The 22967-nt window shown below is 71.0% G+C and carries 28 protein-coding genes; 14 read left to right on the forward strand and 14 right to left on the reverse strand.

The window, feature by feature from the left end; all coding sequences use genetic code 11:
• Positions 1–116: 116 nt before the first annotated feature.
• The 4 genes from WYO_RS16670 to WYO_RS16685 all read right to left on the reverse strand — a co-directional run bounded on the left by WYO_RS16670 (position 117) and on the right by WYO_RS16685 (position 3464).
• A complete protein-coding gene (locus WYO_RS16670; RefSeq protein WP_007564592.1) occupies positions 117–1430 on the reverse strand; it encodes an MFS transporter in 1314 nt (437 codons plus the stop codon).
• A gap of 477 nt (positions 1431–1907) precedes the next feature.
• The gene (locus WYO_RS16675) at positions 1908–2405 is read right to left on the reverse strand and encodes a MucR family transcriptional regulator (protein ID WP_007564595.1); all 498 of its coding nucleotides are present in this window, start codon (positions 2403–2405) and stop codon (positions 1908–1910) included.
• Between the two features lie 330 nt (positions 2406–2735).
• Positions 2736–3032, reverse strand: a complete 297-nt coding sequence (locus WYO_RS16680) for a hypothetical protein (RefSeq protein ID WP_007564597.1) — start codon at positions 3030–3032, stop codon at positions 2736–2738.
• A gap of 60 nt (positions 3033–3092) precedes the next feature.
• Entirely contained in the window at positions 3093–3464 is a 372-nt protein-coding gene (locus tag WYO_RS16685) for a VanZ family protein (protein WP_007564598.1), read from the reverse strand.
• Positions 3465–3694: 230 nt separating this feature from the next.
• Here WYO_RS16685 and WYO_RS16690 point away from each other — a divergent pair, with 230 nt between their 5' ends.
• Complete coding sequence (locus tag WYO_RS16690) at positions 3695–4027, forward strand: hypothetical protein (RefSeq protein ID WP_039903142.1); 333 nt, start codon at positions 3695–3697, stop codon at positions 4025–4027.
• Between the two features lie 9 nt (positions 4028–4036).
• Here the strand turns inward: WYO_RS16690 and WYO_RS16695 are convergent, their stop codons facing one another.
• On the reverse strand, positions 4037–4270 hold the full coding sequence (locus WYO_RS16695; RefSeq protein ID WP_007564601.1) for a DUF2171 domain-containing protein: 234 nt from the start codon (positions 4268–4270) through the stop codon (positions 4037–4039).
• A 207-nt stretch (positions 4271–4477) separates the two neighbouring features.
• On the opposite strand from WYO_RS16695, the gene WYO_RS16700 reads away from it, so the two are divergent.
• Positions 4478–4663: a hypothetical protein gene (locus WYO_RS16700; protein WP_007564603.1), complete on the forward strand. Its 186-nt coding sequence runs from the start codon at positions 4478–4480 to the stop codon at positions 4661–4663.
• A 24-nt stretch (positions 4664–4687) separates the two neighbouring features.
• On the opposite strand, the gene WYO_RS16705 is transcribed toward WYO_RS16700, so the two are convergent.
• Positions 4688–4954, reverse strand: coding sequence for a hypothetical protein (locus WYO_RS16705; protein ID WP_007564605.1), 267 nt, complete (start codon positions 4952–4954; stop codon positions 4688–4690).
• Positions 4955–5173: 219 nt separating this feature from the next.
• On the opposite strand from WYO_RS16705, the gene WYO_RS16710 reads away from it, so the two are divergent.
• Both WYO_RS16710 and WYO_RS16715 read left to right on the forward strand, forming a co-directional pair.
• Complete coding sequence (locus tag WYO_RS16710; protein WP_007564606.1) at positions 5174–5530, forward strand: hypothetical protein; 357 nt, start codon at positions 5174–5176, stop codon at positions 5528–5530.
• Between the two features lie 87 nt (positions 5531–5617).
• Positions 5618–5884, forward strand: a complete 267-nt coding sequence (locus WYO_RS16715; RefSeq protein ID WP_007564608.1) for a hypothetical protein — start codon at positions 5618–5620, stop codon at positions 5882–5884.
• On the opposite strand, the gene WYO_RS16720 is transcribed toward WYO_RS16715, so the two are convergent.
• Positions 5885–6625: a DUF4336 domain-containing protein gene (locus WYO_RS16720; protein WP_007564610.1), complete on the reverse strand. Its 741-nt coding sequence runs from the start codon at positions 6623–6625 to the stop codon at positions 5885–5887.
• Between the two features lie 117 nt (positions 6626–6742).
• Entirely contained in the window at positions 6743–7321 is a 579-nt protein-coding gene (locus WYO_RS16725) for a YgjV family protein (RefSeq protein ID WP_007564612.1), read from the reverse strand.
• Positions 7322–7816: 495 nt separating this feature from the next.
• On the opposite strand from WYO_RS16725, the gene WYO_RS16730 reads away from it, so the two are divergent.
• Both WYO_RS16730 and egtD read left to right on the forward strand, forming a co-directional pair.
• On the forward strand, positions 7817–8779 hold the full coding sequence (locus WYO_RS16730; protein ID WP_007564614.1) for a methyltransferase: 963 nt from the start codon (positions 7817–7819) through the stop codon (positions 8777–8779).
• Positions 8776–9726: an L-histidine N(alpha)-methyltransferase gene (egtD, locus tag WYO_RS16735; RefSeq protein ID WP_007564615.1), complete on the forward strand. Its 951-nt coding sequence runs from the start codon at positions 8776–8778 to the stop codon at positions 9724–9726. The genes WYO_RS16730 and egtD overlap by 4 nt, the downstream gene beginning before the upstream one ends.
• Before the next feature lie 383 nt (positions 9727–10109).
• On the opposite strand, the gene WYO_RS16740 is transcribed toward egtD, so the two are convergent.
• A complete protein-coding gene (locus WYO_RS16740; protein WP_007564616.1) occupies positions 10110–10346 on the reverse strand; it encodes a hypothetical protein in 237 nt (78 codons plus the stop codon).
• Between the two features lie 165 nt (positions 10347–10511).
• On the opposite strand from WYO_RS16740, the gene rsgA reads away from it, so the two are divergent.
• From rsgA to WYO_RS16760, 4 genes are all read left to right on the forward strand, one after another.
• Positions 10512–11546, forward strand: a complete 1035-nt coding sequence (rsgA, locus tag WYO_RS16745; RefSeq protein ID WP_007564617.1) for a ribosome small subunit-dependent GTPase A — start codon at positions 10512–10514, stop codon at positions 11544–11546.
• 426 nt (positions 11547–11972) lie between these two features.
• Positions 11973–12830 (forward strand): manganese catalase family protein, encoded by an 858-nt coding sequence (locus WYO_RS16750; protein ID WP_007564618.1) that lies wholly within the window; start codon positions 11973–11975, stop codon positions 12828–12830.
• Between the two features lie 135 nt (positions 12831–12965).
• Entirely contained in the window at positions 12966–14138 is a 1173-nt protein-coding gene (locus WYO_RS16755; RefSeq protein WP_007564619.1) for a zinc-dependent alcohol dehydrogenase, read from the forward strand.
• A complete protein-coding gene (locus tag WYO_RS16760; protein ID WP_007564620.1) occupies positions 14135–14713 on the forward strand; it encodes a hypothetical protein in 579 nt (192 codons plus the stop codon). Before WYO_RS16755 ends, WYO_RS16760 begins: the two co-directional genes overlap by 4 nt.
• Positions 14714–14762: 49 nt before the next feature.
• Here WYO_RS16760 and WYO_RS16765 read toward each other — a convergent pair whose 3' ends face one another.
• The 3 genes from WYO_RS16765 to WYO_RS16775 are packed head-to-tail and all read right to left on the reverse strand — an operon-like array spanning position 14763 to position 16991.
• Positions 14763–15929, reverse strand: coding sequence for a glutathionylspermidine synthase family protein (locus WYO_RS16765; protein WP_007564621.1), 1167 nt, complete (start codon positions 15927–15929; stop codon positions 14763–14765).
• The gene (locus WYO_RS16770; RefSeq protein WP_007564622.1) at positions 15929–16591 is read right to left on the reverse strand and encodes a DUF1190 domain-containing protein; all 663 of its coding nucleotides are present in this window, start codon (positions 16589–16591) and stop codon (positions 15929–15931) included. The genes WYO_RS16765 and WYO_RS16770 overlap by 1 nt, the downstream gene beginning before the upstream one ends.
• Position 16592: 1 nt before the next feature.
• Positions 16593–16991 carry a DUF350 domain-containing protein gene (locus tag WYO_RS16775; protein WP_007564624.1) on the reverse strand — a complete coding sequence of 133 codons (399 nt, stop codon included), beginning with the start codon at positions 16989–16991 and terminating at the stop codon, positions 16593–16595.
• A gap of 382 nt (positions 16992–17373) precedes the next feature.
• On the opposite strand from WYO_RS16775, the gene WYO_RS16780 reads away from it, so the two are divergent.
• The 4 genes from WYO_RS16780 to WYO_RS31625 all read left to right on the forward strand — a co-directional run bounded on the left by WYO_RS16780 (position 17374) and on the right by WYO_RS31625 (position 21284).
• Complete coding sequence (locus WYO_RS16780) at positions 17374–18189, forward strand: FTR1 family protein (RefSeq protein ID WP_007564625.1); 816 nt, start codon at positions 17374–17376, stop codon at positions 18187–18189.
• Between the two features lie 276 nt (positions 18190–18465).
• Positions 18466–20487 (forward strand): oligopeptide transporter, OPT family, encoded by a 2022-nt coding sequence (locus tag WYO_RS16785; protein ID WP_007564626.1) that lies wholly within the window; start codon positions 18466–18468, stop codon positions 20485–20487.
• A 153-nt stretch (positions 20488–20640) separates the two neighbouring features.
• Positions 20641–21132, forward strand: a complete 492-nt coding sequence (locus WYO_RS16790; RefSeq protein WP_007564627.1) for a DUF2243 domain-containing protein — start codon at positions 20641–20643, stop codon at positions 21130–21132.
• Complete coding sequence (locus tag WYO_RS31625) at positions 21129–21284, forward strand: hypothetical protein (protein WP_007564628.1); 156 nt, start codon at positions 21129–21131, stop codon at positions 21282–21284. The genes WYO_RS16790 and WYO_RS31625 overlap by 4 nt, the downstream gene beginning before the upstream one ends.
• Before the next feature lie 3 nt (positions 21285–21287).
• Here WYO_RS31625 and WYO_RS16795 read toward each other — a convergent pair whose 3' ends face one another.
• Positions 21288–22043 (reverse strand): amino acid ABC transporter ATP-binding protein, encoded by a 756-nt coding sequence (locus WYO_RS16795; RefSeq protein WP_007564629.1) that lies wholly within the window; start codon positions 22041–22043, stop codon positions 21288–21290.
• Complete coding sequence (locus tag WYO_RS16800; RefSeq protein ID WP_007564631.1) at positions 22040–22720, reverse strand: amino acid ABC transporter permease; 681 nt, start codon at positions 22718–22720, stop codon at positions 22040–22042. The genes WYO_RS16795 and WYO_RS16800 overlap by 4 nt, the downstream gene beginning before the upstream one ends.
• Positions 22721–22967: the final 247 nt, after the last annotated feature.

Below are 22967 nucleotides of genomic sequence, written 5' to 3' on the forward strand. Positions count from 1 at the left end.
GCGCGGCATGGGGCGTTCGGAAACGGGCTGACCCACGCGGCGACGTCTGCCTTACCGATCCTCCGATCCCGTCATGAGTGGCCAGTCGCCGAACGCGATCGTGTGGTTTGATCGCCTCAGCGGGCCGGCGCGGCTCGCGGCGCGGGCGCTGCCGTGCGCCCCCGGCCCGGCACGAGCGACAGCCCGGCCGAGATCAGGGCGAACAGGATCAGCGGCGTCAGGGCCAGGGTGAAGCTGCCGGTGCCGTCCTTGATCGCGCCGATCAGGTAGGGGCCGAGGAAGCCGCCGAGATTGCCCACGGCGTTGATCGCCGCGATGCTGGCGGCGGCCGCGGCCGGCGGCAGCTCCTCGGTGGCCAGGGCCCAGAACGGCCCCTTGAGCATGTAGACGCCCACCGCCGCCACGGTCAGCGCGCCGACCAGCGGTAGGATGCCGGTCAGGACCGTGCCCCCGGCGAGCCCGGCGGCCAGGACCAGGAACGGGATCGCCAGGTGCCAGCGCCGCTCGCCGACCTGGTCGCTGTGCCGGCCCCACAGGATCATCGCCACGGAGGCGACGCCGTAGGGGATGCTGTTCAGGAGGCCGGTCTCGAAATTGGTCAGGCCGTAGCTCTTGACGATCTGCGGCGTCCAGAAGGTCAGGCCGTAGCTGCTGGCGGTCGAGCCGAAATAGATCGCCGCGAACAGGATCAGGCGCCGGTCGCGCAGCATCGTCCCGAGCGACGGCGAGCCCGTCCCGCCGGTGCGCGCGGCGTTCCGGGCGGATTCCTCCCGCAGGCGCGCATCCAGCCAGTCTCGCTCGGCCGGGGGCAGCCACGTCGCGTGCCGCGGCCCGTCGGGCAGGAACCACAGCACGGCCCCGGCCATCAGGACGGCGGGCAGGCCCTCCAGGATGAACAGCCATTGCCAGCCGGCGAGCCCCAGGCCGTTCAGGCCGAGCAGAGCCCCGGAGATCGGCGAGCCCAGGAACGACGAGATCGGGATCGAGATCATGAAGATGCCGACGATCCGCGCCCGGTAGGCCGAGGGGAACCAGTAGGTCAGGTACAGGATGACGCCCGGGAAGAACCCGGCCTCGGCGACGCCGAGCAGGAAGCGCAGGCCGATGAACGACCACGGCCCCTGCACCAGCGCCATGGCCATGGAGATGACGCCCCAGGTCGCCATGATCCGGGCGATCCAGATCCGCGCCCCGAAGCGCTCCAGCATCAGGTTGCTGGGCACCTCCATCAGGAAGTAGCCGAGGAAAAAGATCCCGGCGCCCCAGCCGAACACGGTCGCGGTCAGCCCGACATCGTGGTTCATCTGGATGGCGGCGAAGCCGACATTCACCCGGTCCAGGAAGGACACGAAATAGGCGAGGATCAGGAACGGCACGAGCCGCCACCCGATGCGCCGCATTGCCGACCGTTCGATCTCAGACTCGGCCATGGTGATCCTCCTCGGCGGCGGCCGTCTTCGGGCCGCTCACGGGTGCAGGCGCGGGCTCCGGGAGCGCCGGTTCGGCGCTCCGGCGACGGGGATGTCGACGTCGAAGGGGCAGGCTGCTGCGGAGCATTCGCGGGACGGCGCGACCCGGTCGCACGCGCCCGGATCGATCCGGGACGGCATCAGAGCGTCGCCGCGGCGCATCGCGTGCGGATCATCTCGGGTTTCCTCGCAGCCTGTCGGTTCGAACGCCGATCTTGGCCAGCCGATCTAACGCGAAAGCCCGATGATCGGAAGGCGCCGGGGAATGAAGACTTCCGATTTGTCGCTGGTTTCGGAATTCGAGCGCGATCGCGCGTGCCGTGAAGGCCGCGATCGATCGCGCCCGGGGCCGGGGCCTGAGGGCACCTCACAAAGCTCCCGGTTCCCGGGAGCCCTCCCTTCGCACGCGACGGTGCGGCGGGAGTTTTGTGAGCGGCTCTAAGCGGGCTTCCGGGCGCGCCTGGCCGGCGCCTCGACGGAATCCGCGGGCTCGGCCGCCGCTGTCTGGGCCGGCTTCCGGCGCTTGTGGCCGAGGCCGGCGGTCCGGGCGAATTCCGCCCGCATGGCCGAGTAATTGGCCGCCGTGGTCGGATAATCGTGCGGCAGGCCGAAGCGCTCCCGGTACGCCTCGATGGTCAGGCCGTGTCCCGTGAGGTGCCGCTTCAAGGTCTTGTACGGCTTGCCGTCGATGAAGCTGATCAGCGCGTCGGGCGTGATCGACTTCCGGACCTGGCCGGGGGTGAGCTTCTTGGCTTCCGGCTCGGCCGGAGCGCCCGTCTGGCCCAGCGCGGCCAGGGCCTCGTGAACACGCGACAGCAGGGTCGGCAGTTCGAGCATCGGGACGGAGTTGTTGGACACGTAAGCCGACACGATGTCGGCGGTCAGCGCGATGACGTCGGCGTGATCGTCTTGCGGAAACCCGGCTTCGTCTTCCATGGGCGGCTCTCGATGGGGGACTGCGCGATGAACACCGCTCTGTCTGCCGCCAGTCAAGCACCTGCCTGGGCAAAAACAAGTGATCGCCTCTGTTATCGACCGATATATCTGTTGAATACCAACATAAATTGGTGACGCCGGCACGGCAGATCGGGGGGCGGCGCAGGGTGCCGACGCCGGCCCGCAGCGGTGCGGCTTCGTTCAGGAAGTCTTAACGCTGGCGTGGTCTCTGAAGGAGTCGCTGCGGCTTCGAGGGGTACGAAGCCGAACGGCAGGCGGGCCGAGTCTGCCCTTCACGCTCGGCCCGCGCCCTTTTCAAGCCGGCGCCGCTCAGGCGCTGGCCGCCCGCCCGATCGGCGTCGCGATCGCCCCGCGCCCGAGGGACGGCACGGCCGCCTGCAGCGCCGGGCCGGACCCGTATTCCGCCCGATAGGTGCGTTCCAGGGTCATCAGCGTGCGCATCGGCGCCTCGGCCAGATCGAGGAGCCGGGCGTCGCGCCATCGCAGCTTGGTCAGATGTTTGCGGCTGAACCACCGCGGCTTCTCTTCCTCGACGAGCAGGACCAGCTTGCCCGTCCACGTTCTCCGAAACCAGAACCGCCCCGTGAGCTTGCCCGCGCCGAACATGGCAGCACCTCGCATGAGAGTCCGGAACGATAACGCCCCGGAAGCTCGGCGGTTTCCGGCTCAGCCACCGGCGCGCGCCGGCAGGCGCCGGGCCGTCCAGGCCGCCAGGACGAGCCCGACGAGGCCGCCCGCGACGGCGGAAGCCGCCTTCACCAGGAAGTCGTCGACGCGGCCGTGACGCGTGCCGGTCAAGGTCTGTCCGGCTTCCAGACCGCCGGCCAGGAGCACGGCCGCGAGCAGGATCCAGGGCCAGCGGCGCGGGTAGCCGAAGGTCAGGAGCAGGAAGGTGAGCGCGTAGGCGGCAGCCCGCTCGATGCCGGGATCCGCCGTCACCACCGGGCGCAACCCGATCGGCACCAGCGTGATGGCGACGATTGCCGCCACCAGGATCCAGGCCGCGATCCGCACCAGGGTCAGCACCCGCTTGTCCATCCCGCGCCCCGCACCACCGCCCCGACCGCTTCCGCATACAGGGGACCGGGCCGGCAGGCTGTTGCAGTTCCGCGGCCAGGACCGGGAAAGCCGTCCCCGCGCCCCTCGGTTGAACGATTTGGCGCGACGTCAACCACTCGGTGCCGGGCCCGATCAAAGCGGCGTCCGACACCGGACCTGTTGCTCGTTCGTTCTAGGCAGGAGGCGGCCGAATCAGGCATAGAGGCGGCATGCGCATGCCCGTGCTCAGCCTCCTCACGATGTTCGTCCTGGTCGACGTCGGGTCGGCCGCGATGGCGGCTGCGCCGACCGAGCCGCGGGCGCTCGAGCTGGCCTGGCACCGCTGCCTGCGCGAGGCCTACGCGCACCAGCCGCCCGGCCAAAGCCGGGCCGGGGACGAGCGCAACGCCCTCGACGAATGCAAGGCGCAGGAAGACGCCTTCGTGGCATCGCTCATGGCCGCCGGCCCCCCGGACGGGGGGCGGTCCGGAACCGTCTGGGCCCGGACCTGGGCGGCGTTCGTCGAGCCGCTCACCGCCTGGATCGGCGGCCTGCGGCGCTGACGGGGCGGGTCAGGAGGTCGACCACTCGCGCTTCACCTCCTCGGCCGGCCGGTCGAGATGGACCTTGCCGCCCTCGACCGCCCGCACGAAGTCGAGCGGGATGTAATGGTGCAGGCCGCCCGCCGACGCGTCGGTCTTGGTCAGCTTGATCTCGCCTTTGTCGATGTGATCGACCGTGCCGACATGGGTGCCGTCCGAGCCGAGAACCTCGGCATGTTCCTGAATCTGCGCAGCGTCGACCATCGGTATCCTCCCTGTAAGGCCGTCAAACCGCGCCCCGCGGGGCGCGGTTCCGGGCTGCGCCATCCGGACCCAGAGCGATCCCGGGCGGGCCGCGGCGTCGCACCGCGCGGGCGCCGCTGAACCGCGCTCCGTGCGGATCGTTTGCGTGCCATGACCGATACGAGCGCGAACCCCATGGATCAGGTTGCCGACGCAAGGCGTCATGAGATGGCGACCGAACACCTGCTGTTCGGGACGATCCGCTTCCTGGCCCAGCGCCATCCGGAGCTTCTGGACGAGCTCGACCGCAGCCTCGACCACCTGTGGGATCGGGCCGAGGGCGAGGACCGGGACGACGAGGCCGTGCGCAAGATCGCCGGCCGCATCATCAAGAGCCTGCGGGCCGAGAGCTGACGGACCGCGCCGCGCTCCAGCGGGCTACCGGTTCGTGCAGCCGATGCAGATGCCGCGGGTGATCGCGTCGTTGCGCTGCTCGGCCGGGTTGCGCCGCTCGATGCTGCCGGTCTCGTTGGGACCGAGCGCGCTCGGGTTGGGCACCGTCTGCCCGGTTGCGGCGGTGTGAGGCGCCTTCGCGGCTGTGGTCGGGCCGCCGCCGGTGCCCGTCTGGCTCACGGATTGGGCCCAGCCCGGCTGCGTGCCGAGGGCCAGAACGACGAGCGTGGCGATCTTCAAGGGCGCGCGCATGATAACCTCCCGGCGCTTTTTGTCTGCGTGGAACTGACGCAGATACGAACCGAAAGTTCCGCGTCCGGGTCGGGCATCCCGGCCAGGATACGGGTTGCGCGGCAGGCCTGTGCGGGCCCGCACGGCCTCGCCATCCGGCGTAGCGCCTCCTCCCAATTGAGGCTTGGCGTTGACGCGGGACGGCGTGTCCCTGGCGGCGTCATGCTCCGGGGACGCCTCATGAATCCGACCGTCAAGGCCGTGCTGCTGAACGAGCGCGCCGGGATCCAGTCCGCCATCGCGGCCCGCGAGGGAACCGTCTCCGACCTGCTGGTCCAATTGAACGGCGTCGAGAACGACATCCGCCGGTTGCGCCACCGTCTCATCGATCTGGACGCGTTCCTGGTGAGCCAGCGGGTCGAGCTGCCCGGTGACGCGCCCCCGCCGGACGCGCCGACCCTGCCCGCGCAGAAGGGCCCGCCCGCTCTGCCGGCCTGCAAGCCGCTCGACGATTTCGTCCGCCACAGGTCCGGCAAGCGCAAGCTCCTCGCCGACGCCGCGTTCGACCGCGTCGAGGCGGTGCGCCGGTCGGGCTGAGCGGACTGGGCGAGCGGAACCGGGATTGCCCCGCGCCCCCTTCCTGAGGCCTATCTAGGCCCTGCGCGGATCCGAGAGGGGTGAGGGATGGGCAACCGGGATGGCGCCGGCGCGTCGAACGCACAGATCGCCGAGGTCCAGCGCCTCGCGACCGCCCTGGCCGCTCGGGTGCGGTACGCGCAGCTGGTCCAGCGGCCGGTCTACGAGGAGCAGATCAACGCCTTGGTCGGGGCGGCGCGTCTCCTCGACGAGGAGAAGGTGCCGTGGCCGCCCATGGTCGAGGAGGTGCTGATGGAGCTGGCCAAGTCCCTCGACGGCTCCGAGGCGCCGGATCCGGCCGGGGAAGGGGCCTGATCAGCTGAAATCGCCGAGCCAGCGCAACGAGCGCCGCAGACGCTCGGTGCCGCCCTGGGCGAACCACAGCCCGTGCGCGAAGATGACGACGGCGGGATTGAGCGCGACGAGATCCGCCGCGGCCCGTGCCGCCGCGGCCCGGCGCAGCTTGATCACGAGGCGCAGATAGGGCGGCGGCTTCCCGTCCGGCGCGGTCATGCCGGCCAAGTGCAACAAAGGGCGCAGGAGCGCCGGCATCTTCGCCGCTTCCAGGTTGAGCACCAGGTCGGTCAGCACCAGGGTCCGGCTGCGCCCGTGGAAGAACGCGACCTCCCGGAAGCCGAGCCCGCCCGGAACCACGATCTGGCGCAGATCCGCGTCCCACTCGGGCGGCGACGCGTCGGCAAGCTCGCGGTCGATCTTCAGGCCGGAGCGGCGCACCTGGCCGCGCTGGCGCAGGTTCGGCGCCGCCCAGGTCAGCGCCTCCGGGCAATGCGTCTGCCAATCCTTCAGGAAGGTCCAATGCGCGATGTTGGGCGCGACGAGGTGGCGGATCGGCCCCAGCGCCGCGAGGGCGCGGTGCAGATCCGCATCGTAGCGCGTCGGCGAGTGCAGCCACAGGCTGCCGTCGCCGAGCCGGATCACGGTCATCCGCACCGGGAGCGGCATGCCGAGGATCCGCAGGGGGCCGCTATCGACGATCCAGACGCCCTCGGCGACCGGCTTGAGCACGTCGAGCGGCTGATAGGTCGCCTCCGCCAAGATCCGATCCTCCCGGTCGCCCCGGCGTCACGGCCGGAAAGTCAGGCAACCGCCGGAGGCCGAAGGGTTTCCCGGATGGATCGACGCAGATCCGATCGCGTGCCCGATCGCGTACGCTCAGACCTGGAGATAGCCGGGCGCGGTGACCGGACGGGGCGGCAGCGCGCGCCACAGGGCGATCCCGAGACCCAGGATGGTGAGGAGGTCGCAGGTCAGCCCGAAGACCGAGCCGACCAGGAGGTTGTGGCCGGCCCAGCACAGGGAGGCGCCCAGGAACAGCAGGCGCATCGTCTGCGGCGCGGCGTTGAGGCGGGCGGCGGTCGCCAGCAGGGCGCCGAGCGCCGCGCAGGCCGAGGGTGTGCCGTTCCAGGTGGTGATCGTCAGCCAGGCCGCGATCAGCGTGGTGGCGGCGAACAGGGGATGGACCCAGGCGTTCCGGTTCGGCGCGCCGAGGCAGGTCAGGGAGACGAGGCTCTGCACCACCGAGATGGCGCACATCGCGGTGCCGGTGAGGGCGCCGAGGGTCAGGTAATGCGCGCCGAAGCAGGCGGCGCAGGCCGCCGAGCCGCCAAGCATCAATGCGCGGCGCGGCATGAGGCCGGCAATAAAGCCGAGCGTCAGGCCCAGGGATCCGAAGATGTCGAGATGGGTCCCGGCGAGGTCGTACCAGGTTAATACGGTGTCGGCGGCAATCATCGGTCGCGCTCAGCCGGCGCGGATGCGCCGTTTCTGGTGCTTGCGCTAGGTTCGCACGGTAATCAGTTAGTTAACGACGGAGGGCCGGACGATCACGACGGCGCGAGGGTGGCAGAAGCGCCGCTATCCCGGCCGGCCGAGGGCCGGGCGTCGATCGCCGATCCATCAGTATTCGATCCAAATCATCGCCCGAATAACATAAGTTACGAGCGCCTGATCTGCGGCAAATTCGGGAACAATGCCGGAGCGATCCAGTTTTCCGGGCATTCACCTCTGGACGTTGCCGGCGCCGATCCCGGCTGCGGTGCGTCCGCCCCTGCCGCCCCCGGCGACCCGACCCGGCGCTCCCATGCAGCTTCTCCGCGGCGCACGCCGCCGCATCGCCGTCCGGCCCCCGGGCCTCAAGGCGGGCGGAGGGCATCCCTTCGCCGGATCGGGCGTGCGCGCCGCCGCTTTCTGCGACGGGCCGCCGAAGGGACCCTCGAGGACAGCCCGATGACGCGATCCGATCCCGTGGCCGAGCCCTTCCCGGACAACACGGACGCTTTGCTGGCGCTCGGCCATGCACTGCGTGAAGCCGGCTACAATTTCACCACCGTGACGCCCGCCACCCACGCCATCGTCAACGCCCGATCGCAGAACGCCGAGGCGCGCAACCTGCGCGACGTGGTCGGCTGGTCCCGGCCGTTCCGGGCGGAGATCCTGCCGGCGCCGCTCCTCGCGCTGATGCGGGAGGCCGGGGCGGTGGTCGAAGACGGCGGGCTCCTGCGCCCCACCGTCCGGTTCTCCAGCCTCGACGACGAGCTGTTCGCCCATTCCTCCTACCCGCCGAGCGCGACAGACGCGGTGTTCTTCGGGCCCGACACGATGCGCTTCGTCGGCGCGGTGCTGGCCCATCTGGCGGCGCGCAAGACCCCGGTGCGCCGGGCGGTCGATCTCGGCTGCGGCTCGGGTGCGGCCGGGATCTGCATCGCCAAGCGGTCGCCGGGGGCCGAGGTCGTGCTGGTCGACATCAACCCCGCCGCCCTGCGGGCTGCCCGGGTCAACGCCCGGCTCGCCGGCACCGACGGCGTCGAGGCCCGGCACAGCGACATGCTGCGCGACGTCGAGGGCGCCTTCGACCTCATCGTGTCGAACCCGCCCTTCATGGTCGATCCCGCGGCCCGGGCCTACCGGCACGGCGGCGGCCCGCTGGGCGCCGGCCTGCCGCTGGCGGTGGTCGAGCAGGCGATCGAGCGGCTCGCCCCCAGGGGCAGCCTCGTGATGTTCACCGGCGCGGCGATCGTCGAGGGGGCGGACCCGTTCCGCGACGCCGTCGCCGCGGCCTGCGGCCGGGCCGGGCTGGACTGGACCTACCGGGAATTCGACCCGGACGAGTACGGCGAGGAACTGGCGAACGCGGTCTACGCCGATGTCGAGCGCCTCGCCCTGGTCGTCGTCACGGTGACCCGGCCGTGAGCGCGCCGAGCGGGATCCCCGATGCGCAGCAGGAATTCCTGCGCGACGCCCTGGCGGGCCTGACGGCCGAGCCCAAAACCCTGCCGGGCAAGTATCTCTGGGACGAGACCGGCTCCGACCTGTTCGACCGGATCTGCCACAATCCCGATTACTACCCGACCCGGGAGGAGATGACGCTGCTGCCCCGGGTCGCCGCGGAACTCGCGGCCCGGGTGGCACCGGGGGTGACCGTGGTGGAGTTCGGCAGCGGCGCGAGCCGCAAGATCCGCACGCTGCTCGACGCCCTGACCGAGCCGGCCGCCTACGTGGCGATCGACATCTCGGGCGAATACCTGGAGGGCGCGATCCGCCGCCTGGCGCCGGATTATCCCGGCATCGCCATGGTGCCGGTCTGCGCCGATTACTCGAAGCCGGTGCAGCTTCCAGTGACGGCGGGGCCGGGCGGGATCCTGGGCTTCTATCCCGGCACCAGCATCGGCAACTTCGCGCCACCGGAGGCCGCCCTGTTCCTGGAACGGGCCCGGGCGACCCTCGGGCCGAGCCTGTTCCTGGTGGGGGCCGACGCCACCACCGAACCCGAGCGGCTGCAGCGCGCCTATGGCGCCGCCGACGGTCTGATGGCGGCGTTCCACCGCAACATCCTGGTCCGGCTCAACCGGGAGCTCGGGGCCGATTTCGACCTCGACAATTTCCGGCACGCGATCACGCTCTGCCCCGATCCGCTGCGGGTCGAGGCGCATCTCGTGGCGCACCGGCCGGCGACCTACCGGCTGGGCGGGGCGAGCATCGCCTTCGCGGCCGCCGAGCACGTCCGGACCGACACGTCCCACAAATACACCCCGGCGGCGTTCCAGGCCCTGGCGATCCAGAGCGGCTGGCGGCCGCGCGGCCTCTGGCAGGCAGAGGGCGGCAGCTTCGCCCTGCATCTGCTGGAGAGTCTGGGCTGATCGCGCGATTTTCGATTTCCGCGCGGGGGCCTGGGCGACGGGGGGCGGTTCTCCCTTCGCGACCGCATGAAGCGCGGGTTTGCTCGCCCGGGTGGGGGAGCGGGTTCACAGAACGCGGTCCGGACGGGTTCCCGGCTGCAAGAGACGCGCTTGGCCTTGGTCCTCGTCCGGCAGCGATATGTGAACATCGTGGCCCCCACTGGGGATGGGGCCGGTCGCGCTCCGTTTTTGCCCTCGGCTCCGAACCGGGATGGCCTGTGGTGCCACGGGATACGGAGCGCGCGGCATCGGGCGCTGACGCTCCGAAACCCTGGAGTCCGCCGGTGCGGGCGCGCCGGGACGAGGGGGGCGTCCCTTGCCGGTGATCGCGACCGTGCGGCGGTCTACGGCGTCTCGAACGGACGGTGCTTGTCGTCGGCGGTATGCCCGGCCGCGCCCTTCGGCACCGTGCTGGTGTCGACCATCGTCCGCTGGTCGCGCACCGGCGGGGGGAAATCGGTGAGCGGGCGCCAGGGCGTCGCCGGCAGGCCCATGCGGATGGCGGAATTCGACGACCGGAACAGCCAGGCCGCGACCAGCATCCAGGGCACGACGAAGAAGACGAAAGCAGTGAGTCCCACGACGATCCTCCGGGGCGATGAGCCGTCCCGGGAAACGCGGGACCGGCCGGCATCGATCCGGCGCCTTCACGCGCCGGGCGCAGGCCGCCCGCCCGGGGAGCCGACCCGGCCGCCGTTTCGAGGACGGTCCGCCACGCGCCCTGGCTATCCGCGCGGGGCCATGCCATGGGCAACGCGGTGATCGATCATCCCGCCCCCGTCCCCGCGATGTCGCCGACAGGCCTGGGATGGTCCGCGTTCTTCGAGGAGCAGCGCGAGCCCCAGGAGGCCGCGCTGGCGGCCATGCGGATCGCCACGGTCCACCGCGCGCGCCTGACCGCCCTGTCCCCCGCCGGCCCCGTCGAGCTAACGCTCCCGATCCATACGAAGACCAGCGCGTTCGCGGTGGGCGACTGGGTCCTGGTCGATCCCGAGACCCTGACCGTGCAGCGTCGGCTGGACCGCAAGACCGTCCTGGAACGGCGCGTCGAGGGCAGCGCAACCCTTCAGGCCGCCGCGGCCAATGTCGACACCCTGTTCGTGGTCACCTCCTGCAACGCCGATTTCAATCCCGCCCGGCTCGAGCGCTACCTGGCGCTGGCCAACCAGGGGGGCGCCGATCCGGTCATCCTGCTCACCAAGGCGGACATGACCGCCGATCCGGGCGACTTCGAGCGCCAGGCCGCCGCCCTGCAGCGCGGGCTGACCGTGCTGGCCGTCAATCCCCGCGTCCCGGAGGCGGCGGGCCTCCTGGCCCCGTGGTGCGGCGTCGGGCAGACCATCGCGCTGGTCGGCTCCTCCGGGGTCGGCAAATCGACCCTGGTCAACACCCTGACCGGCCCGGGCCGGGACGCGCCCCAGCAGACCGGCGGCATCCGCGAGCACGACGCGAAGGGGCGCCACACCACGACGGCGCGGTCGCTGCACGCCATCACGGGCGGCGGCTGGGTCATCGACACGCCGGGCATGCGCACGCTCCAGGTCAGCGACGCCGCCGACGGCATCGCGACCCTGTTCGCCGAGATCACCGAGCTCGCCCCGTCCTGCCGCTTCCGGGACTGCACCCATGCGCATGAGCCGGGCTGCGCCGTGCAGGCCGCCGTCGCGGACGGCCGGCTGGACCCGGACCGCCTGACCCGCTGGCGCAAGCTGCTCACCGAAAGCCGCGGGCCCGCCTCGGTCCCCGCCGGGCCGCGCGGCCGCAGGCGGCCGCATTCCTGATAAAGTCGCGCGTCCGGCCCGGTCACGCCGCCCTGGCGCGCGATCACCGCGCGACGCAGGACCCGTCAACGCAAGGCCCGTCACTGCAAGACCCGGCGCTGCACGGTGGCCGGATCCCCTTTGCCAGCAAAAGTTCGGGTTTCCTCCGTGCCGCCAAGGTCACCGGAAGATCGATCGCAACATAGGTTTATCTTGGCCGTCCGTCTCGGAAGCTTGGGCGTGCGGTCGATTAACATAGTTTGTTTTTCGCGCAATTTTGTGGGCGAACTAGGCTGAAAATGGCCTGCCGACCTTAAAGAATACTGAACCAATAGCCCGAAGCGCGGTTGGTCGAGGAGCAAGGCGGGATGCCCTGACGGGCCATCGCGTCCCTGAAAGCGCGCGCGGTGAACTCCCGTGCCGTGCCTCCAGCAAGGACCGGACAGCATGTATTACCTCGACAAGCGCCTCCAATACCCCGTGAAGGTCGACAAGCCCGATCCGATCTACGCGCGCATGCTTCAGCAGGCGATCGGCGGGATCGAGGGCGAGATCCGCGTGTGTATGCAGTACTTCTTCCAGGCCTGGGGCAATCGTGCGCCGACCACGAAGTATCGCGACATGCTGCTCAACACCGCCACGGAAGAGCTGGGCCATATCGAGATGCTCGCCACCGCGGTGGCGATGAACCTCGAGACCGCCCCCACGAAGGTGCAGGAGGCCGGCGCCGCCGACGCGATCGTCGGGGCCGTGATGGGCGGCGAGAACCCGCGCCACATCGCCGAGGGCATGCTGCACAAGACGCTGCTGTCCACCGGCATGGCGGCCTTCCCGGGCAATTCCGACGGCCTGCCCTTCGACATGAGCCACATCTACGCTAGCGGCAACATCGCGGCCGACATGTACTGCAACGTCGCCGCCGAGAGCACCGGCCGGGTCCTGGCCGTGCGCCTGTACAACGCGACCAACGATGCCGGCATGCGCGACATGTGGAGCTTCCTGATCGCGCGCGACACGATGCACCAGCAGCAATGGCTGGCGGTAATCGAGGAGCTGGGCGGCCATCAGGGCAACCTGCCGATCCCGAACTCCTTCCCGCAGGAGAAGGAGAACCAGAAGTTCAACTACAACTTCTTCTCGTCCTCGGCCGACGGCTCGCCGCCGCCCGAAGGCCGCTGGACCCAGGGCCCGTCGCTCGACGGCAAGGGCGAATACAGCATCGTCCAGAACCAGCCGATGGGTCAGGAGCCGGTGCTCGGCCCGGCCCGTCCCGACAGCGCCGCCCAGTCCGAACAGATCGGCTGAGCCCGCGGCGTTCCGGCGGTCGGCCCGCGGGCCGGCCCCGGAGCGCCGTTTTGCCGTGCGGACAGAACAATCCTCCCGAGTGTTGGTTGGTCTCCGGACAACCACCCGTGGAATGACAGCCGGAACATCGCTCCCATGAAGGCACTCGTCTGGCACGGCACCCGTGACGTTCGCTGCGACACGGTCCCGGATCCGGAGATCGAGGATGGCCGCGACGCCATCATCAAGGTGACGAGCTGCGCGATCTGCGGCTCGGACCTCCACCTCTACGATCACTTCATGCCGGGCATGAAGTCGGGCGACGTGCTGGGCCACGAGGCCATGGGCGAGGTCGTCGAGGTCGGCAAGGACAACAAGGCGCTCAAGGTCGGCGACCGGATCGTCGTCCCGTTCACCATCACCTGCGGCCAGTGCGAGCAGTGCCGGCGCGGCAATTTCTCGGTGTGCGAGCGCTCGAACCGCAACAAGGCGCTGGGCGATACCGCGTTCGGGCACACGACCGCCGGCCTGTTCGGCTACACCCACCTGACCGGCGGCTATGCGGGCGGCCAGGCCGAGTTCCTGCGCGTGCCGTTCGCGGACTCGACCCACATCAAGGTCCCCGAGGGCATCTCGGACGAGAAGCTGCTGTTCCTGTCGGACGTGTTCCCGACCGGCTGGCAGGGCGCGGTCCAGTGCGACATCCAGCCGACCGACACGGTGGCGATCTGGGGCTGCGGCGCGGTCGGCCAGATGGCGATCCGCTCGGCGCTGCTCCTCGGGGCCAAGCGCGTGATCGCGATCGACCGCGTGCCCGAACGCCTGCAGATGGCCGAGGCCGGCGGTGCCGAGGTGATCGACTACGACGCGGAACCCAACATCGTCGGCCGCCTTAACGACATGACCGACGGCCGCGGCCCGGAGAAATGCATCGACGCGGTCGGGCTCGAGGCGCACGCCATGGGTGCCGTCGACGCCGTCTACGACCGGGCCAAGCAGGCGATGCTGCTGGAGACCGACCGCGCCCACGTGCTGCGCCAGATGATCATGGTCTGCCGCCCGGCCGGCGTGCTCTCGGTCCCCGGCGTGTATGGCGGCCTGATCGACAAGTTCCCGATCGGCGCCCTGATGAACAAGGGCCTGACGGTCCGCACCGGCCAGACCCACGTCAACCGCTGGACCCCCGACCTGCTCAAGCGGATCGAGGACGGCCAGATCGATCCGTCCTTCGTCATCACCCACACGATCGGGCTGGAGGACGGCCCGGAAATGTATCGGGTGTTCCGCGACAAGCAGGACGGCTGCATCAAGGTGGTGATCCGGCCATGAGCAACAGCACGCATCAACCCCCGGCTCCCCGCACCGCCCCCCGCGGTGCCCCCGGCGGCGGCGCCTATACCCGCCACGACGAGCTGGCCCGGGGCCTCGGCTGGTTCTCGATCGGGCTGGGCCTCCTGGAACTGACCGCCGCGCACGGCCTGTGCCGGGCGCTGGGGCTCAAGGGCCGCGAGACCCTGGTGCAGGCCTACGGCGTCCGCGAGGTGGCGACCGGCGTCGCGATCCTCATGAGCCACGATCCGACCCCCTGGATCCTGGCCCGCGTCGGCGGCGACGCCCTCGATCTCGCCACCTTGGCGACCGGCTTCGAGGACGACAACCCGAAGCAGTCCAACCTCGCCGCCGCCACCGCCGCGGTCGCGGGCGTCACCGTCCTCGACGTGGTCTGTGCGCAGGGGCTGATCGGCCAGAAGCGCCTCTCGCGGCCCGGCGCCTTCGATTACAGCGACCGGAGCGGCTTCGCGCGGCCCGCGCGAACCATGCGGGGCGCCGCCTCCGACTTCGCCACGCCGGAGGATTTCCGTATCCCCGAGCCGTTGCGGCCCTGGACGGAGACACGGGCCTAGCGACCCCGGCCAAGAATCGGGCCGCCTGCGCCGTCGCGCGCGGGCGGCCTCAGCCGTCGATCACGTGGGGCACGAACCGCGCCCGGTCGGTGGTGATGCGGGACAGGCCCTCGCGCAGGCACAGGCCGGCGGGCTCGTCGCCGACGATCCAGCTGCCCACCAGGGCATGGCGGCCGGCGAAGACCGGAAGCTCGGCCAGAGCCTGCCGGACGAAGCCTTCGCGGCCGTAGGGACCCGCGTCGCGCTCCAGGAGCACGCCGTCGCGCACGAGCATGATGTTGGCCCCCTCCCGCGAGACGAGCGGCTTGCGCACGAAGGATTTGCCCAGCGCCGCCTTGGCGGGATCGCCCTCGAAATAGGCCGGGAGCAGGTTCGGATGGCCGGGCGCCATCGCCCAGAGATGGGCGAGCAGGCCCTTGTTGGACAGCACGGCCTTCCAGGGCGGCTCGACGAAGCGGGTCGGCGCGGCGCCGACCGCGGCCCCGAAGGCGTCGCTGAACATCCACTCCCAGGGATAGAGCTTGAACAGGGCGGCGAGCCGCCGGCCGCCGCCGTCGAGGAAGTGCCCGTCCTCGGACAGGCCGATCGCCTCCAGCGGCACGAACGGGGCGGCGAGCCCGGCCTGCACGGCGCAGTCCTGGAGGTAGGCCACCGTGCCCCGGTCCTCGGGCGCGTCGGGATAGCAGGTGAAGGAAAGGGTGCCGGGGAGCCCCATCACGGCGAGGCGTGCGATCAGCCGCTCGTGGAGCGCGTTGAACTGGTCCGTCCCCGCGGGCAGGATTCCGCGGGCCAGCCCATCCTCCAGCCAGAGCCACTGGAACACGGCGCTCTCGTAAAGGGCGGTCGGCGTGTCGGCGTTGTATTCGAGGAGCTTGGCCGGCCCGCTCCCGGCGCCGCCGTAGCGAAGATCCATCCGGCCGTAGAGGGACGGGTCGCGCCGCCGGAAACTGTCCGCGACGGCGTCCCAGGCCAGTTCGGGAATTGCCAGGGAGGCGAGGATCGCGCCATCCGTCACGGCCCGCTCGGCGAAGGCGAGGCAGAGGGCGTGGAGCTCCCGGGTCGGCCCCTCGATGTCGTCCTCGATCTCGGCCAGGGTGAAGGCGTAATAGGCGCTCTCGTCCCAGTAGGGTTCGTCGTCGAAGGTGTGGAAGGTGAAGCCGGCCCGCGCCGCGTGATCGCGCCAATCGGGCCGTTCCGGCAGGGACACCCGGCGCATCAGCCGCCCCCGAACCCGTCCGAACGGCTGCCGGCGGACGCGATCGCCCGCCCGGTCGCCCCGAACCCGCCCTGGGACACCATCCGGGGCGCGGACGCGGTCGTGCGCGCCACGCTGGAGGCGACGCGGGTCGCCGGGCGGCCCGCCGACGCGTAGACCCGGCCGCCCGAACCGGTGCAATAGCCGCCGCCCCCACTGCCGCTTCCGCCGGAGGCCGGAATCTCCTCCGCGTGCCGGTAGAGCGGCTGGGCCGGCAGGCCCTGCTCCAGCGTGCGCCCGATCATGAAGCCGGCCATCAGGGGCACGAAGGACCCGGCCGCGTCCGGGGCGACAGTCTCCCCGGCCACGCAGCCAGCGGCACCGTGATGCGCCCGGCACGCCTCCGCGGTGGCGTAGCGCGGCGCGGTGGCGGCATAGGCCGACTGGGCTGCCGCGTAATCGGTCGTGCAGGCATCCTCCGTGCGCAGCCCCTGGCCGATGCAGGCGGCGAGGCTGTCGTAGACGAGGGCGTCCTCCTCCTTCTGGGAGGGATCGAGCCAGCCCAGCCCCAGCGCCGCGGCGCCCGCCCCCGTGACCAGGACCAGGGATATGGCGGCCGAGCGCTTGCGGCGGCTTCTCTCGGCGGGGTCTTCCCCGGCCCCCAGCGGGCGCGCCTCCGCCATGTCAGGCGGTCATCGAGGCGGCGTTGACGAGGCCGCCCGCGAAGGAGGCCGCGCCCAGGAGCACGGCGGCGGCCATCCGCCCGTCCTCGATGCGCCGGGAGAGATCGGGCACCGCGAGGCGCACGAGCCAGTAGATCAGGATCTGCACGACGAGGGCGACGAGGCCCCAGACGATGCAATCGAGGATCGATTGGGCGTTGTAGATCGCCACCGCGAGCGGCAGCGCGAAGCCGACCAGGCTGAAGCCGAGGGCCACCGCCGCCGCCGCCACGTCCCGGCGGATCAGCGCGAGCTCGTTGTGGGCGGTGGCGAGGGTATAGACGAGCAGATAGAGGCCGATCAGGCCCCCGGCCGTCACGACGTAGAGCAGGAAGGCCGGCAGGCCCGAGATCGAGATCACGTCGCGCTCCCTGTGCCGGAAGCCGGCGTGGAGCCCGGTGATGCGTCGGTCGGGTCGTCCATTGAGGCGTATCCGTCGCGTCTCGCACAGCCGATGGTTGTGGAACCGGCCGTTCCGCAAGGCGTAACACGCGCTCGGGGACGCTCACAAACCGGGCGCCGGTCGGCTCCACCGCGCGGGCCGCCCGGGAGGAGGGCGGTCGCCGCAGGCAGGTGCCGCCCTCGACCTCGCCGCCGCGACGGTCGATATCCGGTCCCGCAGGCGGCGGTCACGACGAGAGCGGCGGTGCCGCGTCCCGATGCTTCTTAGAAGCAATGAAAAACATAACGCTAGAAGTTCGGCGCGCGTTTCGTATGATCCGCAAGCACAGCAGAGGTCTCTCATGGATAATGGATCGACGTTCGTCCAGGCCTTCACGATCCTGTTCAGGGAGGGGCTCGAAGCTTTGCTGGTGGTCGCCGCGCTGGCCGCCTTCATGCGGCGGGCCGATGCCGGTCACCGGATCGCCCCGATCTATCTCGGCGCCGGGGCCGCGGTGCTGGCCAGTCTCGGCATGGCCTGGGTGTTCGAGACCTATTACGACGGCAACCACAACGACCTGATCGAGGCCGGCGTCATGCTGCTGGCCGCCGCCCTGATGTTCTACATGAGCGGCTGGCTGTTCCTGCGGCAGGATCCGAAGGCCTGGCAGGCGGACCTCAACCGCCTGGCCGGGCAGGCGCTCGGGGCCGGGACCGTGCTGTCCCTGGCCGGCATCGCCTTCCTGGCCGTGTTCCGCGAGGGGGCGGAGACGGTGCTGTTCCTGCACGCGCTCGCCCGGACTGCCGGCGGCTGGGATGGGTCGCTGTTCGGCGGGCTCGGCGCGGCGGCGCTCGCACTGATCGCCCTGTACGCGGCGATGCAATGGCTCGCGCTGCGCCTGCCGCTGCGGCCGATCTTCGTGCTGACCTCGGCGTTCCTGTTCGTGATGGGGCTGAAGCTCGTCGGGGCCGCGATCCAAGAATTGCAGGAGCAGGGGCTGGTCGCCGTGCATGATGACGGCGTGCCGGGCTTCGTGGCGGATATCGGCTTCAACGGCAGCTGGGAGGCGCTGGGAATCCAGGGCGCCCTGGTCCTGACGGCCATCGCCGGCCTGCTCGTGGTCCGGGCCCGGCGAGCCGAGCCGGCGAGCCGGACCAGCCCGGCCGTGTCGCGCTGAAGCCGCCCCGATCCTGAGCGCATCGGCAAGAGCCTGACCCGGCCGCGGCATTCGCCGAGCGAGCCGGGCCAACTACAGATTTTGGTCCTGCGAAGGAGGTAGCAGGGCCGCCGATCCCGGCGGCCCGCATTTGACGCGCATTCGTGAGCGCACCGCTCGATCGTCGTCTGAGCCGGGTCCGAGTCCCGGCCCCCGCACCGTGAACCCGTCGCAACGCCGCAGGCGGGATAGGTTTCCGGATCCGGGTGGTTTGCGAGACGACATCACGAGTGCACGATGGACGTCCGCAACACGACGACGCCGGCGGCCCTGGGCCACCACGCGGAACTGACCCTGCGCGGCATCGTGCTCGGGGCGGCGATCACGGTCATCTTCATGGCCGCCAACCTCTACATGGGCCTGAAGACCGGGATGACGTTCTCGTCGTCGATCCCGGCCGCCATGATCTCGATGGGCGCGTTCCGGCTGATGGGCGGGGCCGGCATCCTCGAGAACAACATCGTCCAGACCCAGGCCTCGGCCGCCGGCACCCTGTGCAACGTCGTGCTGGCGCTGCCCGGCCTCGTGCTGATCGGGCATTGGAGCGGCTTCCCGTTCTGGCAGACGACGGCGGTCTGCGCGCTGGGCGGTCTGCTCGGCGTGGCCTTCTCGATCCCCCTGCGCCGGGCGCTCGTCTCCGGCAGCGACCTGCCGTACCCCGAGGGTGTGGCCGCCGCCGAGGTCCTGAAGACCGGCCAGGAGGATGCCGGCGGCCACGGCCTGCGCGACCTGCTGGCGGCGGCGGGAGTCGCCGGGACGATCGGGCTCGCCACGACCGGGCTGAAGCTGCTGGGCGACGGGCTCTCCGGCGCGATCAGCCTCGGCGGCGCGGCCTTCCGCACCGGCACCGGGTTCTCCCTAGCGCTGGTCGGCGTCGGCTACCTGGTCGGGATCGGGGCGTGCCTCGCCCTGCTCACCGGCGTCGTGATCGCCTGGGGCATCGCGGTGCCGATCCTGACCGCGCTCGCGCCCGATGCGGGCAAGACCGCCGGGCAGGCCGCCGAGGCGGTCTGGTCCGAGCAGGTACGGCTGATGGGGGCCGGCATCATCGCGGTGGGCGGTCTCTGGACCGTGGCCTCGCTCGCCCGGCCGATCGCGGCCAGCATCCGCACCGCCCTGTCGACCAACGGCAGCAGCCTGGGCTCCGACCACCCGCGCGAGGAGCGTGACCTGCCGATCGCCTGGGTCGGGGCCGGGGCGCTCGCCCTGTGCGTGCCGCTGGCGCTCCTGTTCGGCGCCTTCGCCGGGCCGGCCGGGCTCGGCGGGACCATGATCGCCCTGGCGCTCGCCGCGACCCTGTTCACGGTCCTGTTCGGCTTCCTGATGGCCGCCGCCTGCGGCTACCTGGCGGGGCTGCTCGGCTCCTCGTCGAGCCCGATCTCGGGGATCGGGATCCTCACCACCATGGCGACCGCGCTGCTCCTGCCGCTGTTCCTCGGCCAGGTCGGCGGGCCGGACGGCGACCGGTTCGTCACCGCCATGGCGCTGCTGCTCACCGCGGTCATCGTCACCACCGCGTCGATCGCCAACGACAATCTGCAGGATCTCAAGACCGGGCAGGTGGTCGGCGCCACCCCCTGGCACCAGCAGGTCGCGCTGATCATCGGGGTCTCGGTCGGCTCGCTCGTGATCGCGCCGCTGCTCGAGCTGCTCTACCAGGCCTACGGCTTCATCGGCGCGCCCTCGCGCGAGGGGCTCGATCCGGCAAGCGCCATGGCGGCGCCCCAGGCCGCCCTGATGACCCAGATCGCCAAGGGCATCACCGAGGGCGCGCTGCCCTGGACGATGGTGCTGATCGGCGCCGGGCTCGGCGTGGTGCTGGTGGCCGTGGAGGCCTGGCTGCGGCGGCGCAACCTCACCTTCCCGGCGCTCACGGTCGGGATCGGCATGTACCTGCCGCTCTCCGTCGAGATGACCATCGCGATCGGCGGCATTCTCGGCTGGATCGCCGAGCGCCGGCTGCGCGCCCGGGTCCAGGGCCCCCGGAGAGAGGCGGTGCTGGGCGCCGCCCGCCGCCGCGGCGTGCTCCTGGCCTCGGGCTTCCTGGTCGGCGAGAGCTGCGTCGGCGTGCTGCTGGCGGCCGCCGACCTGATGGCCGGGCACAGCGGAGCGCTCGCCATCGCCGGGCCGGGCTTTGCCTCGACGGCGACCTGGCTCGGGCTGGCGGTGTTCCTGGCCGGCCTCGGGGTTTATCTGCGGCTGGTCTCCACGGTCGACGACGCGGCGCGCGTGACCCAAGTCGCATCCAAGACCGCGTGATGAACCGCGCCGTCATTGCGCGCGCAGCGACGCAACCGAGGGATACGCTACGGTTGGAGACCGCGCGCCGCACTGGCTTGCTTCGCTGCGCTCGCCGCAATGACGGGTTATGAAACAGGGGCCGTTGTCCAATCCCCGCGCCGGGAGATCGCCATGAGAACGGCCGTATCCGAGACCCGCGCGTTCCCGCTGAGCGCCGGCATCCTGTTCGGGCTGGGGCTCGGCGGGTTCTTCGACGGGATCGTGCTGCACCAGGTCCTGCAATGGCATCACATGCTGAGCAGCTGGTACCCGGTCGATTCCATTCCCAATCTCGAGCTGAACACCCGCTGGGACGGGATCTTCCACAGCGCCACCTACGTGTTCGTGGTGCTCGGGCTGTTCATCCTCTGGCGCGCCGCCCATCGCGGGCACCTGTCCTGGTCGAACAAGCTGCTGGCCGGCTCGCTGCTCATGGGCTGGGGGCTGTTCAACACCGTCGAGGGCGTGATCGACCACCAGATCCTCGGGGTGCACCACGTCAACGAGACGATGCCCCGGGACCAGTGGGTGTTCTGGGATTCCGGCTTCCTGCTCTGGGGTCTCGCCATGCTGATCGTGGGCTGGCTGCTGGTCCGGGCCGGCCGCCGGGAGCGGGCGGCGTGAGGCTTCAGCGCGCCGCCCTGCCGGCGTTCGTCCCCTGGCTTGTCCTCGGGGCGGCCTTGGTCCTGGCGACGATGCCGGCCTGGCGGCCCCTGGTCTTCGGCACCGCGCTCACCCTCGACGACCTGTTGAGCCTGCGCTGCCTGTCCGGCTGAGCCTCAGGCGCCGACCTCGCCGAGCAGCGTCTGGACGAAGCGGCGGGTGCGCGGATCGGCGGGCCGGGCGAACAGCTCGGCCGGCGGTCCCTGCTCCACGACGGTGCCGCCGTCGAGGAACACCACCGCGTCGGCGACCCGGCGGGCGAGGCGCAGGTCGTGGGTCGCCATCAGCATGGTCATGCCCTCCCGGGCGAGGCCGGCCAGCACGTCCACCACCTCGGCGGCGAGCTCGGGATCGAGCGCCGAGGTCGGCTCGTCGCAGAGCAGCAGGCGCGGGGAGGGGGCCAGCGCCCGGGCGATCGCCACGCGCTGCTGCTGGCCGCCGGAGAGGCTCGCCGGCCAGGCCTCGGCCTTCTGGGCGAGGCCGACCCGGTCGAGCAGCTCCAGCGCCCGGACCCGGGCCGCCTCCTTGGGCCATTTGCCCACGGTGATCAGCCCCTCGGTGATGTTCTCGATCACCGTGCGGTGGGGAAACAGCTGGAAGTTCTGGAACACCATGCCGGTCTGGCGGCGCACCGCGAGCACGTCCCGCCGGGCGGGCGGCGCGCCGGGCCGGAAGTCGAGCCGCTGGTCGCCCAGCACCAGGGTGCCAGCCTGCGGGATCTCCAGCAGATTCACGCAGCGCAGCAGCGTCGACTTGCCCGAGCCCGACGGGCCGATCAGCGCCGTCACCTTGCCCTCCGGCACCGTCAGGTCGACGCCGCGCAGGATCGGGTTGTCGCCGAAGCGTTTCTCGATTTTCTGGAGGGCGATCATGCCCGGGCCTCCAGGTAGCCGCCGTAGCGCCCGAGGCGCCGCTCAAGCCCGCTCTGGAGCCAGGACAGGGCGGAGCAGAGCACGAGGTAGATGAGCGCCGCCTCGACGTAGAGGATCAGCGGCTCGTAGGTGACCGCGACGATGCGCTGGGCCGCCTGGAACATCTCCGGCACGGTGATCGCGCCGGCGAGCGAGGTGTCCTTCACCAGGGCGATGAAGGTGTTGGACAGGGACGGCACCGCCACCCGCGCCGCCTGTGGCAGGATCGTGCGCCGCATCGCCTGGGCCGGGGTCATGCCGGTGGCGTAGGCGGCCTCCCACTGCCCCTTCGGGATCGACGCGATGGCGGCGCGCACGATCTCGGACGCGTAGGCGCCGATATTGAGGGTGAAGCCGATCACCGCCGCCGGGAACGCGTCGATCAGGATGCCGACGCTCGGCAGGCCGTAGAAGATCACGAACAGCTGCACGAGGAGCGGCGTGCCCCGGAAGATCCAGACATAGGTCCAGGCGAGTGCCGCCAGCGGCCGGGGCCCGAACAGGCGCGCGAGGGCGATCACCAGCGCCAGGCTCAGCCCCAGCGCGAAGGCGATCAGCGTCAGCGGCACGGTGAACCGGAGACAGGCTGCGAGCAGCGGCCCGAGCGACTGGAGCATGAGGTCGGGCCAGTGCGGCACGGGTCGGTGTTTCCTGCGGGATCGGGCGACGGTCTATACGGCTTTGCGCCGCGGATCGCGCGGGGGATTTTTCGGGTTGGTTTCGGATCACCCGCGCCTTGAGGGGAATGCGGTTCGGTGACCGAACCTGCCCGGCGGGGGCTGACGGGCTCACACCTTTCCGGACGAGGCGCGGGTCCCCTCTCCCGTGCGGGAGAGGGACAGGGTGAGGGATGCGACCTTTCCCGATAGACCTGTCCCCTCACCC

The organism is Methylobacterium sp. GXF4 (genome assembly GCF_000272495.1).
Classification (GTDB): Bacteria; Pseudomonadota; Alphaproteobacteria; order Rhizobiales; family Beijerinckiaceae; genus Methylobacterium; species Methylobacterium brachiatum.